The organism is Acetonema longum DSM 6540, assembly GCF_000219125.1.
Taxonomy (GTDB): Bacteria; Bacillota; Negativicutes; order Sporomusales; family Acetonemataceae; genus Acetonema; species Acetonema longum.
On the sequence record NZ_AFGF01000085.1, the window covers coordinates 18,100 to 34,617 of the forward strand.

At 49.8% G+C, this 16,518-nt stretch carries 12 protein-coding genes; 6 read left to right on the plus strand and 6 right to left on the minus strand.

The window, feature by feature from the left end:
* Window positions 1-33: 33 nt before the first annotated feature.
* The 4 genes from ALO_RS10220 to ALO_RS10235 all read left to right on the plus strand — a co-directional run bounded on the left by ALO_RS10220 (window position 34) and on the right by ALO_RS10235 (window position 5,831).
* Entirely contained in the window at window positions 34-1,902 is a 1,869-nt protein-coding gene (locus tag ALO_RS10220; RefSeq protein WP_004095384.1) for a sensor histidine kinase, read from the plus strand.
* The gene (locus ALO_RS10225; protein ID WP_004095385.1) at window positions 1,877-2,614 is read left to right on the plus strand and encodes a response regulator transcription factor; all 738 of its coding nucleotides are present in this window, start codon (window positions 1,877-1,879) and stop codon (window positions 2,612-2,614) included. The genes ALO_RS10220 and ALO_RS10225 overlap by 26 nt, the downstream gene beginning before the upstream one ends.
* A gap of 191 nt (window positions 2,615-2,805) precedes the next feature.
* Window positions 2,806-4,212, plus strand: coding sequence for a glucuronate isomerase (uxaC, locus tag ALO_RS10230; RefSeq protein WP_004095390.1), 1,407 nt, complete (start codon window positions 2,806-2,808; stop codon window positions 4,210-4,212).
* A gap of 89 nt (window positions 4,213-4,301) precedes the next feature.
* On the plus strand, window positions 4,302-5,831 hold the full coding sequence (locus ALO_RS10235; RefSeq protein WP_004095391.1) for a tagaturonate reductase: 1,530 nt from the start codon (window positions 4,302-4,304) through the stop codon (window positions 5,829-5,831).
* Between the two features lie 282 nt (window positions 5,832-6,113).
* On the opposite strand, the gene ALO_RS10240 is transcribed toward ALO_RS10235, so the two are convergent.
* Both ALO_RS10240 and ALO_RS10245 read right to left on the minus strand, forming a co-directional pair.
* Window positions 6,114-7,427, minus strand: a complete 1,314-nt coding sequence (locus tag ALO_RS10240; RefSeq protein ID WP_004095396.1) for an L-lactate MFS transporter — start codon at window positions 7,425-7,427, stop codon at window positions 6,114-6,116.
* A 146-nt stretch (window positions 7,428-7,573) separates the two neighbouring features.
* On the minus strand, window positions 7,574-10,609 hold the full coding sequence (locus tag ALO_RS10245) for a bifunctional diguanylate cyclase/phosphodiesterase (protein WP_004095398.1): 3,036 nt from the start codon (window positions 10,607-10,609) through the stop codon (window positions 7,574-7,576).
* Between the two features lie 376 nt (window positions 10,610-10,985).
* Here ALO_RS10245 and ALO_RS10250 point away from each other — a divergent pair, with 376 nt between their 5' ends.
* Window positions 10,986-11,447: a hypothetical protein gene (locus tag ALO_RS10250; RefSeq protein ID WP_004095399.1), complete on the plus strand. Its 462-nt coding sequence runs from the start codon at window positions 10,986-10,988 to the stop codon at window positions 11,445-11,447.
* 109 nt (window positions 11,448-11,556) lie between these two features.
* Here the strand turns inward: ALO_RS10250 and ALO_RS10255 are convergent, their stop codons facing one another.
* Together ALO_RS10255 and ALO_RS10260 are read right to left on the minus strand one after the other, a co-directional pair.
* Complete coding sequence (locus ALO_RS10255; RefSeq protein WP_004095402.1) at window positions 11,557-12,726, minus strand: Gfo/Idh/MocA family protein; 1,170 nt, start codon at window positions 12,724-12,726, stop codon at window positions 11,557-11,559.
* Between the two features lie 67 nt (window positions 12,727-12,793).
* The gene (locus tag ALO_RS10260) at window positions 12,794-13,213 is read right to left on the minus strand and encodes a bacteriohemerythrin (protein WP_004095404.1); all 420 of its coding nucleotides are present in this window, start codon (window positions 13,211-13,213) and stop codon (window positions 12,794-12,796) included.
* Between the two features lie 236 nt (window positions 13,214-13,449).
* On the opposite strand from ALO_RS10260, the gene yfbR reads away from it, so the two are divergent.
* Window positions 13,450-14,034: a 5'-deoxynucleotidase gene (yfbR, locus tag ALO_RS10265; protein WP_004095405.1), complete on the plus strand. Its 585-nt coding sequence runs from the start codon at window positions 13,450-13,452 to the stop codon at window positions 14,032-14,034.
* Between the two features lie 3 nt (window positions 14,035-14,037).
* On the opposite strand, the gene ALO_RS10270 is transcribed toward yfbR, so the two are convergent.
* Window positions 14,038-14,715, minus strand: a complete 678-nt coding sequence (locus ALO_RS10270) for a P-II family nitrogen regulator (RefSeq protein ID WP_004095406.1) — start codon at window positions 14,713-14,715, stop codon at window positions 14,038-14,040.
* A complete protein-coding gene (locus ALO_RS10275; protein WP_004095408.1) occupies window positions 14,708-16,195 on the minus strand; it encodes a DUF1538 domain-containing protein in 1,488 nt (495 codons plus the stop codon). Before ALO_RS10275 ends, ALO_RS10270 begins: the two co-directional genes overlap by 8 nt.
* Window positions 16,196-16,518: the final 323 nt, after the last annotated feature.

Genomic DNA, 16,518 nt, shown 5'->3' on the forward strand with positions numbered 1-16,518 from the left:
ATATTACGGAAGAGCTGAAAAGGAGGCGCAGAGATGGACCGCTTTACGAAAAAGATCGCCTCTCTCTTGAACCGCAGCCGCTTTTTGCGCAACCAGCCTCTCTCCTGGAAATTATTTGTTTTTTCGTCGATATTGATCGTGATCCCTATGCTCGTGGTCGGCATTCTTTCTTATAAACAATCGGCCGATAGCCTGGAGCAGCAAGCCATCCTCAATAACCGGCAGGCCATTGAGCCGATAGAAACTCATCTCGAGTACTATGTACGGGACTTTGAGAGCAGCAGCCTGAAGATCATCAATCATCCGGATATGCAGCGGCTCCTGCACATGCGCACAGTCGAAGAAGTGGAGCAGAGCCGGATTCGTTACGAGATCCAAGACCTGATCCGGGCGGAAATGTACTCCCGGCCGGATATCTCCCATATTACTCTCATTTTAGACAACATTCTGGCCATTGACACATTGGAGCTCCGCAGCCCCTATCCTGCCAGTCAGCTGCGGGATGAATACTGGTATGTATCGGCGCCTCACAACGGACTGCCGATCATTATCAGCCGCTCCATTGACTGGAAAGATCACAAGGAACCGGTCATCACCCTGGCCAGGCGGATTCAAAGCCCCACTACCCTGCAGATGGCAGGCATGCTGATCTTCGATATTAATTTTCGCCGTCTGCGCGAGGTATCAGAAGCATTCAACACCGGGGAACGGTATTTTTACATTCTGGATGCCGGCGGACACTATATTTATCATCCGGATGCCAATAAAATCGGTCAAAAGACGGAAAAACCGGACAAAGATATCATCCTGTCCCAAAAAAACGGTACGCTGGTATCCAGCGACCCAGAGCCGGATTTTCTCACTTACAGCTTTTCTCCCAATCTGGGTTGGACGTTTGTCACTTCGATTCCTTACGCCGAATTGAGAAAAGAAGCGGGACGCATCGGGCAAGCCATCAGCTGGACTGTGGTCCTGTCATTGGCGGCAGCCTACATCCTGGGAATGGCCTTCGCCTCCGCTATTATTTCCCCCATCCGCCAACTGCAGCAGTTTATGCGCAAAATCGAGGTGGGAGATTTCAGCGCCAAAATCCAGGTGGATTCCAACGACGAAATCGGCCAGCTTTCCCAAGGCTTTAATAAAATGGTGATGCGGCTGTCAGACCTCATGGAGGAAATTTATTTCTCCCGCCTGCGGGAAACGGAAGCTTCTCTGCGCCAAAAAGAAATGGAGATCAAAGTGCTCCAATCTCAAATCAATCCTCACTTTTTATGCAATGCACTGGAGACTATCCGGGGAATGGCCCTGGAGCAAAACCGGGAAGATATCGCCACTATGGCGGCATCCCTGGGGGCGCTTCTCCGCTATAACCTGCGCAATACGGCACCAGTTGTCCTTCTGCGGGAAGAGCTTAACTTCTGCCGGGTATACCTGCAAATCCAGCAATTCCGTTTTGAGTCCTCCTTCTCTTATACCATGAATATTCCGGAATGGGCCCTTGACCTGCCGATTGTTAAGTTCTCCCTGCAGCCTCTGGTGGAAAACTGTTTGCTGCACAGTCTGCAGTCCAACGGACATCCGACCTTGATCGAAATTACCGCCGGACGGAAAACGGTAAACTCCTTTTTGGTCACAGTAAGCGATACGGGGGCAGGAATGCCTCAACCGGTTTTGGAGAAGCTGCGTCAGGACCTGACGGAAAAAGATATTCTGGCCGGAGGAGATAATCTGGGCATCATCAATGTTCACCGCCGAATCATCCATCTGTTTGGACCGGAGTACGGCATCCAGGTGGAAAGCCGGCTGGGTCAGGGAACCCAAGTGTTTATCACCCTGCCGGCAACTCTTGCCCACAATGCAACGGGAGGTCATGAGAATGAATCGCATTCTGCTGGTGGATGACGAAAAATGGGTAAGAAGCGCCTTGAAATGGACAGTGGAAAAGACCTGCCTCCCCTTCAACGTAGTTCATGAATGCGCCAACGGCTTGGAGGCACTGGACTGGCTGCGGGGCAACCAGGCGGACCTTGTTCTGACTGATATCGGGATGCCGGTCATGGACGGAATCACCCTGGTCAATGAACTTCACCGTAAAAGCTGTTCGCCTGATGTGGTGATCATCAGCGTATACGACGACTTTCCCTTTGTTCAGAAAGCCCTGCGCAACGGCGTGCGTGATTATCTCCTGAAACCGGTTCAGCCGGAGGAAATGCATCAGTGCCTGACCAAGTGGCTGGAGGAGCGAAAACCCGCCGACGGACCCATTCCCGTCCAGGCTGACGCGGCCACCGGATCTCCCATTATTCAAAAGGTCCTGCACTATATTGAAACCACGCCGCCCAGCTTAATTACCCTGACGGAAGCAGCCAAAAGCATCCCGATGAATGCCTGCTACTTAAGTCAATTGTTTAAACAGGAAATGAACGTAAATTTTGTGGATTATGTCACTGAAATAAAAATCACCGAAGCCAAACGGCTTCTGACCGCCACATCCCTTCGGATATCCGAGGTGGCCGAGCGGCTGGGGTACGCCGATATCGCTTATTTCAGCAACACCTTCAAAAAAGTAACCGGCGTGTCTCCTTCGGAATATCGCAATAAGGATAAACATTAGGGGACCGTTGAAAAAGGCCCATCTGCGTTGTCAGTCCTGCGGGAGCGCGCTTGCCGTACCTCCCGAACGTACTGTCTGCGCGCGCTTCCTCGTCCTTCCTAACATCTGGACCTTTTTGAACGGTCCCAGATTCGAGGCCACAGATGAGTTTTTTATCAAACTCCTAAGAATCAAAAAAAGGAGCAAAAACCATGAAAAGCTTTATGGATGAAAACTTCCTTTTAACCAATAAAACCGCTGAAACCTTATATCATACCTATGCCAAGTCCATGCCGATCATCGACTACCACTGCCATCTGAACCCGCGGGAAATCGCCGAGAATAAACAATGGCGCAATATCACCGAGGTATGGCTGGGAGGAGATCATTACAAGTGGCGGGCCTTGCGGGCCTGCGGCGTGGATGAATGCTATATCACCGGCGACGCCCCGGATAAAGAAAAATTCATGAAGTGGGCCGAGACCATGCCCAAATGCATCGGCAACCCTCTCTATCACTGGACCCATCAGGAATTGCGAGAATACTTCGGCATCCAGAAACTCCTCTCACCGGCCACAGCCGAAGAGATCTGGGAAACCTGCAATGCTTTGCTGCAAAAAGAAGAGTATCGCGCCAGAGGCTTTATTAAGCGCTCCAGGGTAGAATCAGTCTGTACCACGGACGATCCTGCGGACTCCCTGGAATATCATATCGCCATAGCCAACGAGAAGAACGCTTCCTTTAATGTAAAGGTACTGCCGGCGTTTCGTCCGGACAAAAGCATCAATATTGACAAGGATGGGTTTATCAATTATATCGGCAAACTGGAAACAGCCGCCGGCTTCCGGATTCGTTCCATCTCCGATGTGACCGCCGCCCTGGGGCAAAGGATTGAATTCTTTCACGGAGTCGGCTGCCGCGTATCTGACCATGCTATGGATCCCATGGTATTTGCGCCAGGCACTGCAGAGGAAGCAGATATTATTTTCCGGAAAGCCTTGCGGCGGGAAACACTCACAGCCGGGGAAATTCAAATATACAAAACCCACGTCTTGATCTATGTAGGCCGGCAATACGCCCGCCTTGGATGGGTCATGCAGCTCCATATCGGCACCATCCGCAACAACAATACCCGCATGATGCGCCTCCTGGGCCCGGACACAGGCTATGATGCCATGGCCGACTACAGCTACGGCCCGGAACTGGCCCGCTTTCTGGACACTCTGGATTCTACCGATGAACTGCCTAAAACCATTCTCTACTCTTTAAACCCCCGGGACAATGAAATGCTGGCTACTATTGCCGGATGCTTCCAAGGCAGCGGCATCCCTGGCAAAATCCAGTTGGGATCAGGCTGGTGGTTTAATGATCAGAAAGACGGCATGATCCGGCATATGACCGCCCTCTCCCACATCGGCCTCCTCAGCCTGTTTGTCGGCATGCTCACCGACTCGCGCAGCTTCCTCTCCTACACCCGCCACGATTATTTCCGTCGCCTGCTCTGCAACCTTCTGGGTGAATGGACGGAAACCGGCGAAGCGCCGAATGATATAGAGCTGTTGGGTTCAGTGGTACAGGACATCTGCTACCGTAACGCCAAAAGGTATTTTGCTCTGTAATTCTGACGCGACAATGTACCCTTTCCGTCATATGACACAAAATCTCAAATATTTGTTTTTGTTATAAACTGACAGGGGAGGAACTCACGATGGAAAAACTAAGCGCTTCTTTTTTGCGCTCCTATCAGCCGGCATCAGGATTGGCTGTTGGAAAAGCTACGGAGCATTTGCCGGAACGGGTGCTGCAGTTCGGCGAGGGGAATTTTCTCCGGGCTTTTGTGGACAGCATGATTCATCAGCTGAATCAGCATAATCTGTTTAACGGGCGGGTCGTTGTCGTGCAGCCTATTGCCGAAGGGCTGGCCGGCCAACTCAATGAGCAGAACGGTCTCTATACCTTGCTGCTGCGCGGCCTGCAGGGCGGCAAAATCACAGAACATAAAGAAATCATCGCAGCGGTTAGCCGGGGCCTGAATCCTTACACCCAGTGGGAAGAAGTCCTCCAATGCGCGGAAAACCCCTCCACCGAATTCATCGTATCCAATACCACCGAGGCCGGCATCGTATTTGACCCTGCCGACAAGTTCACCCATACGCCGCCGGTATCCTTCCCGGGCAAATTAACGGCTTATCTTTATCGCCGCTATACTCATTTTCAAGGCGATCCGGCCAAAGGACTGATCATGCTGCCCTGCGAACTGATTGACCGCAACGGCGACAACTTAAAGTCCGCCGTATTGAGGCTGGCCGCAGCATGGAACCGGCCTGCCGCCTTCAGCCAATGGGTGGAAAACTGCAATACCTTCGCCAATACCCTGGTTGACCGGGTTGTAACCGGCTATCCCCGGGATGAAGCACAAGAATTGCAACGGCAGTTTGGCTATATCGACGAACTGATGGATACGGGCGAGATCTTTCATCTATGGGTCATTGAAGGGCCCCAAGCTTTGTCCGAACGGCTTCCCTTTCACAAAATCGGTCTCGATGTAATCTGGACTAACGATATGACCCCCTACCGGACCCGCAAGGTCCGCATTCTAAACGGCGCTCATACCTCGTCTGTGCCGGCCGCCTTCCTATATGGCCTGGAAACAGTGCAGGAAATGATGGAACACCCGGTCACCGGAAAATTTATCCGGCAGATTATGCAGGACGAAATTCTTCCTTCCCTTGAATTCAGCGGTCTGGACAAAAAAATGCTCAATGAATTTTCCGCCAGTGTGGTCGAGCGGTTTGAAAATCCCTTTATTAAGCACTATTTACTGAGCATTCTCTTAAACTCTTCCTCGAAATTTAAGGCCCGGGTTCTGCCTTCGATCCTGGAATACGCCAAAATTAAAGGCACACTGCCCAAGCGGCTGGTATTTTCCCTGTCAGCCCTGCTGTTTGTCTATAAGGACGGCGTCATTGACGGGACCTCCATGAAAGCCCGACGGCCGGCAGGAGAATTCATCATGAAAGATGATCTGCCGGTGCTGCAGTTTATGGCTGAGCGGTGGAGCGCTTTTGACGGCAGCTCCGCCGGCGCCGCTAAGTTAGCCAAAGAAATTCTGGCCAATGAGGCCATCTGGGGTGAAAACCTGAACCGGATTGCCGGGCTGACGGAAATGACCGGCCATTATCTCCACCTGCTCAATACCAGGGGGATGCAGAAGACCATAGCCGGATTGATTCGTTAAAGCCAGCTATACCGCAAAAAACACGGCGGCCAATATGGCGCCGTGTTTTTTGCGATATAGGAGGTAACTTCCTGTTCAAGAGTTGCCGGTAGGGCAGTGGGCGGTCAAACTGTCAGCAGATGCTGGAACAATCGTCGTCAATAGCGAAGAACAGCAATATGATGATGATGATGATGATGATCGCAAAGCTGTTACGGCCGCCGCCAAATCCACCAAATCCCATGATAACTCCTCCCTTGAGGTGTGATTATGTGATATCATATGACGGCTGCCGCCATTGTGTTACAGCGAGTGAATCGATCCTTTGCCGGGAATGAATTTTTGATTGTTGAGCGCGAGTGCAATGCTCAGGCCAAGGAAGAGGATGACCGAAGCTGAAATGAAAGTATAGCGGGCGGCCTGCTGGGCGAAATAGTCCTGAAGATAGGCCACGATCTGAGGACCAACAATACCGGCGCAGCCCCAGGCGGTGAGAATGGCGCCGTAAATCACCGGCATGTTCTTAGGACCGAAAATATCAAGAACAAAAGACGGCATCGAGCCGAAACCGCCGCCATAACAAAGCAGGATGTAGCAGACCAGGGCGCTGAAAATCAGCGGGGTATTGACGAACTGCAGGGCAATAAATACAACGAGCTGAGTGCCGAGGATCAGGCGAAAAGCCTGTACCCGGCCGATTTTGTCGGATAGTCCGCCCCAAAAGAAGCGGCCGATCCCGTTAAACAGAGAACTGGCGGCAATCAGAGTAGCACCGGCCGCGGCCAGAGCGGCGCCAACTTGCGGATCGCTTAAAGCAGCCGGGTCCATGGTCTGTTTCAACAATCCCTGCAACAGAGGAGATTGAAAGCTGATAAACATGATGCCGGCAATAATATTGAAAAAGAAAATAGTCCACATCATCGCAAATTTGCGGGAGAAGATACACTGCTTGACCGTAGCATCCTCGGAAATTTGCTGGGCCGCCGAAACAGCCGGCGGGATATATCCTTGCGGAAGGTATCCCGCCGGGGGATTCACCAGGAAAAATCCGGCAGGCAGGGTAATTGCCAGCATGATGAGCCCCACATAGAAAAATACCAGAACCAGATTGCCGCCGGTCAGCTCCATGCAAAGCGGCGCCAGGACCTTGGACATCACCAGGGCGCCAAAGCCGAACCCCATGACAACCATGCCGGTGATGAGCCCTTTCTTGTCAGGAAACCATTTGGCAACAGTCGCCACAGGGGTGACATAGCCAAATCCCAGTCCCACGCCGCCAATGACACCATAGCCCAGCCAGAGGAGAAACAAGTTCTGGCTGGAAAGGGCGTAAGCCGCAACCAGGCTGCCAAGTCCAAACAGAAAGCCGCCTGACATGGCCAGCCTTCGCGGCCCTAATTTGGGCAATTTGACGCCGCCCCAGGCTGCCGATAATCCCAGGAAAAAAATAGCCAGACTAAATGTCCAGGCAGTCTCGGCATTGCTCCATTGATTCGCCGCCATAATCGGGTTTTGAAAATAACTCCAGGCATAAACAGTCCCGAGGCAGAGTTGCAGCAAAGTTCCCATAATAGCAACCAGCCAGCGGTTTGGCAGGTTTTGTTCTTTTGTTTGCATGCTTATCTCCTTTTCGTCTCATACCATTTATATACAAATGATATAATTGTAAATCTTTGGTGTCAACATGCAATTCTGCATAAACCAAGTAAAATGTAAAATTTTTCTAATTATCCCCTGGGCCAAAAATAGTATTACACAGATCCTTACCGTTCGGCAAAAAGCATAGCATCTTTTTCCGGCATCGGACGGCTGATTAAATACCCCTGGACAAAATCACACTGACAAGCCACGAGTCTATTCAGCTGCTCCTGGGATTCCACTCCCTCGCCAACTACTGTCAACCCCAGCACATGAGCCATATTTACAATAGAGTGAATAAATTCCATTTGCACCTGATCGGAAACAATTTGGTCAATAAATGACTTATCAATTTTCAGCCTGCTCACCGGCAGGTTTCGCAAATAGGTCAGGGAACTGTAGCCGGTGCCAAAGTCGTCCAGGGTCAAGTGCACGCCGATAGCGCGCAGTTGACCCAACTTCTCAATGCTGTCACCCAGCGAGGGAATCAGCGCGTTTTCGGTGATCTCTATCTCCAACTGATCGGGGTTTATTCCGGCGTCAACAACAGCCTGACTCACCATTGCCACAAAATCGTCAGCTATCAGCTGCCGCGGTGATACATTCACCGACACGCGAATATGACCTTTGCCTGCGACAGTCAGCCGGCGGGCAAAGCGACAGGCTTGCCGCAGGACCCATTGGCCGATGCTGATGATAACATCGCTTTCTTCCGCCAAAGGAATAAACCGCCCCGGTGGAATGGTTTCCCGCTCGGGGCCTGTCCAGCGCAAGAGGGCCTCGAAGCTGATCAGTTCTCCGCTGCCGGCCTCAACCAACGGCTGATAATGCAGCAGGAACTCCCCCCGTTCGATGGCTTCCCGCAGTCCCCGTTTGAGCATCATCTTTTCATAAGCAGCGGTCTGTAGCTCTGGTTCATAAAACCGCCAGGTATTCTTGCCGCTGTCCTTGGCTGCGTAAAGAGCTAAGTCGGCATTCTTCAGCAGGTCATCCGATGTCGCTCCGTGCATTGGATAGAGAGCTATTCCAATGCTGGCTGACATATGATTTCTGGAGGCGCCTATGTCGTAGTCCCGGCTCAGAAGTTTCACCATATTCTCGGCAATCTGCCCCACTTTCTCCCGGTTGCTTGCGTCAGGAATCAAAACGATGAATTCGTCGCCGCCGATTCTGGACACAATGCTGTTTTTACTGGTTTCAGCAAAAAGATAGGCCCCGGCTTTGATAATGACACTATCGCCATACGAATGGCCCATGGTGTCATTAATCATTTTTAGATCATCAATATCGACAAACAAAATTGCACCGGAGGCTTCACCCCGCTGAGCCTTCTCCAGTTCAGCGGCCAGGCGCTCTTGCAGATACTGCCGGTTCGGCAGACCGGTTAAAGCATCGCAATAAGCCATGCGGCGAATGGCTCTTTCCTGGGTTTTTCGTTCCGAAATATCCCGCACAACAGACAGAATACGGTCCTCTTTGCCGATAAAAGTCCGCTTGAGATTGATTTCCACCCAGACCGAGCGGTTATTGCGATGGGTGTACTGCCACTCATACATTTGCGGCTCCCCGGCAGCGGCACGAGTCATCCAGCGCCCGGCGTCGTCTCCGGCAGCGGCAATGTTCACTTCACCGGCAAGGATTTCATCCCTGGTAAAGCCTAAGAGTTCGCAGGCCCTTGCATTCACATCCAAAATTGTGCCGCCTAAATCGTGGATACAGATGCCGTCATTGGCCGCTTCGAAAATGGTCCGATATCTTTCCTCCGATGCTTGCAAAGCTTCTTCCGCCTGCCGGCGCACCTCCAGTTCTTTTTGGAAAGAGTCCATCAGTATAGCATTATCCAAAGCAATAGAGGCCAGTTCGGCAAAACGGCTCAGCATTTCCACTTCGTCTTTGCCGAAACTTCTGCTCGCATCACAATAGCTCAAACCAATTGTGCCAATGACCATCCCTTCTGACTTTAGCGGTATCTGCAGGACCGAAGTCAATTCTGCAAATTGTACCGAGGCCGGATTGCGCCGGCGCCATTCGGGATAGTCGTTGATGATCACCGGCTCTCCCGTTCGGTATACAGCGCCCACAATACCCTGCTCCATGGGTATTTTCCGCCGAAAATCCCGGGCATAAATACCAGCTCCATAACTTCTGACAAAAATCTGCTTTTCCCTGTCCAAATAATAAATGAAGCTATGCTGGGTACCGGCCAGTTTGGCGGCGCCAGTCATGATGGTTTTCAGCAAATCCTCCGGCTCATAGCGATGCATCAGCCCCAATGCCGTCTCATGGAGCGAGGTCAGGATCATGTTCTGTTTATGAAGCGCTTCCTCTTTGACCAGCAATTCATCAATTTGCTGTTTTAACTCTTCTTCTGCCGCCAGCAGTTCTTCATTCGCCGCTGTTATCTCTTCATTGCTTTGCTGCAGCTTCTGTTCCGATTCCCGGAGTAAACTGTGCAGGCGGGCATTCACCAAGGCTATGGAGGCCAGGTCGGCAAACCGGATCAGTAACGAAATCTCCGGTTCTGTCATTTTACGGTCAGATTCCAAAAATGCCAGGCCGAACATTCCTATGACCTTGTCTGCCTGTTTTAAGGGCGCCATGACCACTTCATAAATCGGGTCAAAAAAAGGGTCATTCAGCCGATTTTCCAATTTGGCATAATCACCGATCACCATGAGTTCCCCTGTTTGGCAAATCTGTCCGATGGGACCGACCAATTCCAGCTTGCGTCCCACGTCCGGCGCAAAATGTCCCAACCCAACTGCCCGCTCAAAAACTCCCTTTTTCTCATCCAGAATATTGATAAACCCGTGGGAAGTGCCGATTAATTCGGTGGCATGCTGCATAATGGCAGTTAGCACCTCGTTCATGTTCAAGCTTTGCATGAGTCCCTTGGCAGTTTCATGCAGTGAGGTCAAAATCACATTTTGGAGTTGAACCTCTGCATCGCGCATCAGGAATTCCGCATATTGCTGTTTTAGTTGTGCTTTACTGCCGATGAGCTCAGCATTAGCCGCCGTCGGGCGTTCATTGAGGCATTGGAAGATTTCTTCATTCTTCTGCTGGAAAATGCCTCTTTCTCCTGGGTGCCTTGAAGCGCATTCATGTGCTTTGCCCAAATTGTTCGGTGCATTGCCATGATTGCTCCTGTTTTCAGCCATATCGCTCCCTCCCGAATCAGAGTTCGATAAAAACCTACTTCTTGCATCCGTTTCAATTATCTGCAACAAGTCTTGCTTAAGGGAATTCGGCCATGTCTTCTATCATTATTTTACGATATTATTGTCACAATTTGTAGCAGGACTTTTATCCGATGATTCTTTTAAACTAAAACCGGGAACCACCCGGTTCCCGCGGCGAAGACTGGGCGACAGCTGTTTCAAGCTGCCCGGTCAATACCTGCTGAATTTCTTTAAATACCTAATGCTCTTTAAAAACTATATTCTGCTGAATCTGGCTATGTCATACTTTTGTCAAAAGACTGCTATATACTACTGTTAGAATCGATAAGTAATCCTGTTAAGGAGAGATGAACATATGAAAAAAGTATCCTGTTTCATAGTCCTTGCCTGCTTTCTTTTGACTCTGTCGGGAACTGCTTTTGCCTGGAGCGACCGCTCTGAAGGCGCACCGCAGATTCGCATCTTCGCCGCCCCCAGTCTGTCTATATGGCATGACCGCAATGACACATTCCACGTAAAATCCGCCAACTTGCAGGGTCGGCACGTATTTAGCGGTATGATTCAAACCAATGGCCGTTTCTTCGATGTAGACGAAAAACAGCTGGAAAATGGGGACTTTGTCAAGATAGACCGGGATCGCAACGCCATCCGCTTCCGGTTCACCGGTCGCGGTTTTGATGAAGTTAATTTTAAAGTAAGAAGGGGAGATACTCTGAAATTTAACCTGCAAAAAGACGGCCGCGACATGCCCACTAAAGAAATATTCATTGGCAGGTCCGGCTGGCACCCCAAAGATAACCAGTTTCTCCTGAAATAAAAAGACCGGTACTTGCCGTTAGGATTCATAATTCGAAATGCAAAGACCGGATACCCAACCCCGCATCACACGGATTGGGTATCCGGTCTTTTTTACTGAGGCACAGATATTATAGCTTGATTCTCCGCCCCGCCTCCGCTGACCAATAGGCAGCGTAAATCGCCTGAGTGGTATCCAGGGCCAGACCCAATCCCGACAAGGGCTGGCGGCCAGTAGCGATGCATTCCATGAAATCCTGGATTTCCTGCACATAGCCCCGGGTCCATTCTTCCTGCAGACAGACATATTGCCAGCCGGTCTTGCGGTCCACCTTCTCGGTAATATACACATCCGCCAGCTTTTGCTCGTCGGTCATATAGGTTACCAACTGATTGTTGGGCGTAATATTGGCTAACAGAATACCGCCATTGGTATAGGTCTCCACCAGATTGCGCACCCCGCCCAGGACCATGTCGCCGGCAAATACCGTTGCTTTGGAGCCGTCACTGAAGGTTAAATTCAGCATAGCCCAATCTTCTACATCCACCGGATGGGATAGGACATACTTGTGCTCAGCATCGGTCAGCCCATCCCCCAGGTTCCCCACATCACAGACAATATTGGCAATGGAGATGGTTTCTCCCCGGGACTTAGCCTCCACCTGCTTGAGGTGAAGCACAGCGCTCAGGGGGTGGCATCCTTGGCGAATCAACACCCCGCCGCCAGTCATATCCCATCTGGCGGCATGGTCGGCATGGGACCCGCTGTGGCTGGCCTCAGCTTTCATAAACAGTACTTTATCTTTAGTCGCCTGGAGCATCTCTGCCATTTTGCTCACTGCCGGCGCATACACCCAGTCTTCGGCATAGAGAAACAATTGTCCCGTGGTCTCCATGGCCAAACGGGCCTGCTGAATTTGAGTCATAACCTGCTCATACATCAACCCTTTGGATACCTTGCGACCAATGGGAACGGCATCCCCGGCGCGCCCAAAATAGCCGCCCAGGGGTTTTTCACAGATCACATGCTTGCCAGCCCGCATGGCGTCTATCGCCATAGAGACATGAAGGGCAGGCGGTGTGCAGATATCCACCACATCAATATCCCGGTTTGCCAATAGGTCACGGTAGTCCCGATATACTGCCGGTACCCGATGCTGTTTGGCAAAGTCCAGCACATGGTCGCCGCGGGAAACTACAGCGCTTACTTCAATGTCCAGGCCATATACCCTGCGGTAGGCGTACATATGCATCCGGGCCATAGCGCCGCTGCCTACCAGCCCGACTCTGATTTTTTTCATTGGCTTCCTCCTCACGATCAAGAAATTCAGAAAAAGCGACCCTCTTTAACGAAGATCGCTTTTCATTCTAATGAACGTCTTTACTGTTCAAAAATTCCACGTATCGTTTATCCGTATCTAAGATATGTTTATCGATCCAATTAACAGCAAAAACCAGTGCATTTGCTATTGTCTGTTGCTGGTTCTTATCAAAGTCCTGCTGGGCAAGATGTTTGATTTTATGGGTAAAAGCAGTGTGTTCGGCTTGATGATATTTAAACTGAGCGGCATCAAAGCCGTGTTCGGTCATTAATTTTTCTTCAAAGCTGAAATGATAAACAGCATAGTCGGCAAGCTCGCCCAATACCCTGCGAATTTCATCATACTTGTCAAACCTTTCCGGGGCCTGCAAGAGATCGTGCAGATCTCCCGCCAGACGAAAAAGCTGTTTGTGCTGCTTGTCCACTTCAGCAATATTGCAACTGTATTGCTCTTTCCAGCCAAACATTGATCATGCCTCCCTGATAGTATTTACTATTTAATATACAGCTTTCCGGAAAAAAGTCCAGATTTTTTTCCAGTGTCGCTATAGAGCCGGCTATAGCGACAAGAAGGATGGCAGCGGTGTTTGGCGAAAATAAGCTGGGGGACCGTTGAAAAAGGCCCATCTGCGGTGTTGCTTCTGGACCTTTTTGAACGGTCCCTGTTTCGAAACTCTAAATGGGTTTTTAAAAGGAGATATAGATGAAAACAAGTCATTTTTTTGCTTATTTGTCCCGGATGAGATTTATTCAGCGTTGGGGGCTGATGCGAAATACCACGCCGGAAAATATCCAGGAGCACAGCCTGCAGGCAGCAATGATCGCTCACGGGCTGGCGGTGATCCGCAATGCGCATTTCGGAGGAAAAATCGATCCGGCCAGAGCAGCCACCCTGGCCATGTTCCATGAAGTTTCCGAGGTGTTTACCGGGGATTTACCCACACCGGTCAAGTATTTTAATTCGCAGATTAAAGCGGTGTACGGTAATATTGAACATCTGGCCAAAGAAAAGCTGCACAGCATGCTGCCGCCTGGAATGGCGGCTGTTTATGAACCATTGCTGTTTCCGCAGACAGCAGAAGCCGATCTGTGGCAGATTGTAAAGGCTGCCGATAAGCTGTGTGCCTATTTAAAATGCGTGGAAGAGCTAAAGGCGGGCAATCAGGAATTCGCCGCCGCCGCGAAAAGCGTCTTAGCAGAACTGGATGCCATGGGCCTGCCCGAGATTCAGTACTTTATACAGGTATTCGCGCCGAGCTTTTCTTTATCCTTGGATGAGTTGAACTAACTGTTACTTATAGATCCCATAGGTTTTATTGACATCCTGAATGTAAATGATCCCTTTGCCGGGTTCATCGATTTTTAACGCTTGCCTGATAGAGGATACAATGGGTTCGGTCATATCAACTTCTGAGAGAATGACGACAATTTCCTTTTCCGGCTCAATCTCCATGGAAAACAATTTGCTGGTTTCATGGACGCCTGAGCCTCTGCCGTTAATAATCGTCCCCCCCTTGGACCCTGCTTTAGCGGCCGCTTCAATGACTTCCTCGGCCTCCCCTTTATCGACGATGACCGTGATCACATGATACATAGTGTCATCCCCATTTCTTTCTTCTTCAATGTAGTTCCCTTTAATACTTTTTGTGCCGGCGGCGCTATGAATAGAAGTCGTAAACGCTATGCCATGATTTGGCTTATGAAACTCGTACTCCTGGTTCAGCTTCTTGAGAGCCTGATAAGCTGTGCCACGCTCAGCCACCATATAGACAATCTCTTTCTTTACTTCAGCCAGACCAAAAAAATCCAAAATACGGCTATTCACCGTACCCTTTCCCAATAATACTGTCCCGCCGGAAATGCCGCAGCGTTTCACTGTCTGTATCAGCTTGCTTGCCAAACCAAAATTGATAATGACGCATATCAGCTCGATCTCCGGCATATCAGACGAGCCAGAAGGATTAACCATTAGTTTCCATTCCTCCCTTTTTTGATTTCATTTTGAAAATCAAACCTAATATCTGCAAAGCGATGAGCGGTGTCATAGCCACCATGGCGATGATGCCGAAGCCGTCCACTAACACATTGGCGCCTTCGATCGCCTCTGCAGCTCCCTGGGCATAAGCCAATATAAAGGTCGCAGTCATCGGCCCCGATGCTACCCCGCCTGAATCAAAGGCAATGCCGACAAACAGGTCCGGGACAACGAAAGCCATGGCTAACGAAATCATGTAGCCGGGAAGCAAATATTGCCATAATTGCAATTGCGGGACCAGAATACGGATGACGGATAAGGCAACAGCCATGCCCACCCCTATGGCGAGACTGATCATAACCGCTTTTCTCCTGACATAGCCGCTGGTAACGTCTTCGATTTGATGGGTCAATACATACACAGCCGGTTCGGCTAATATCGTAACCAGCCCCAGAATAAAGCCGAATAAAACCACATAGGCCTTATTGTCCAGCAAAGAGAGGCTATAGCCAACGGCATTCCCCACCTCCATAAAGCCGGCATTGACGCCGACTAAAAACAGTACCAGCCCCACAAAGGTGAACAGCATGCCGAATAAAATCTTGCGGACATCCTTTTGGGACAGTTTAAAGGATATTTTTTGAAATGACAGGAAAATAACCAGGATCGGCAACAACGCCAAAAGAATTTCACCGGCTATGGTAGGCAAGTGAGTGAAAAAGGGCCGGAAAATATCGGTCGAAGCGCTTGCCGTCGCGAGACTGCCGGTAATTTCACCCGTCTTTGATATAATACTCATGATCATCACTGATATGATAGCTCCTGCGGAAGCTACGGCTACTAATCCAAAGCTGTCTTCCTCAGAAGACTTGCTGTCTTTTTTCAACTTGGAAACACCCATGGCCAGAGCTAAAATAAAAGGAACGGTTAAAGCTCCGGTGGTTGCTCCCGAAGCATCAAAAGATATGGCCAAAAACTCACGGGATGTAAAAATCCCCAACAAAAAAACGAGACCATAGAGGATCGTCAGCAATTTCGACAGAGGAAAATTGTAGACGATTCTGAGCAAACCCAGAGAAAGTAAAGCCGCAATGCCAATGGATACAATCACGACAATGCTGATCTTGGGGATCAGACCGGATGAAACGGAATCCACCTGCTCCGCCAGGATGTGCAGGTCAGGCTCGGCAACACAAACAAAGAAACCCAGGATGAATCCGGCCGCGGCCACGATCCACAGTTTATTGCTCCTGGCAATGGCAGAACCTATGGTATTGCCAATGGGAGTAATGCCAATATCCACTCCGATTAAAAAAATCGTCAGTCCAACAATAATAGCCGCGGCGCCGATAAGAAACCGCAGAATTAAGGTTATGTCAAGGGGCGTCAAAGTAAAATGCAGAATCAGTACCAGTATGGTAATCGGGAGAACAGAGTACAGCACTTCTTTAAACTTTAGAATTACCTGATTCAAATATCATTCATCCTTCCTGCCTAAAGTCTGGTTAAGGACTCAGCTTAAAGCATCACCCCGCTATTTTACCATTTCCTATGGCATCACTTGACATTACTGTTTTTCAATTTGCATAAATCAAAGTCCTCCCCAGCGTAAATTTGCCAAAACCTCTATATAAAATAATGTCGCAAAATATTGGATATTTTTTCTATTTAAAATATAAAGGTTTCCTCCTCTAGCAAATTCCGGAATTTTTATTGTCGAATATTGCAGGTTTTTAGGATAGACAGGGAGAAACTGTTATGGACATGGATGTTTTCAGACATCTGTGAATGCTTTTC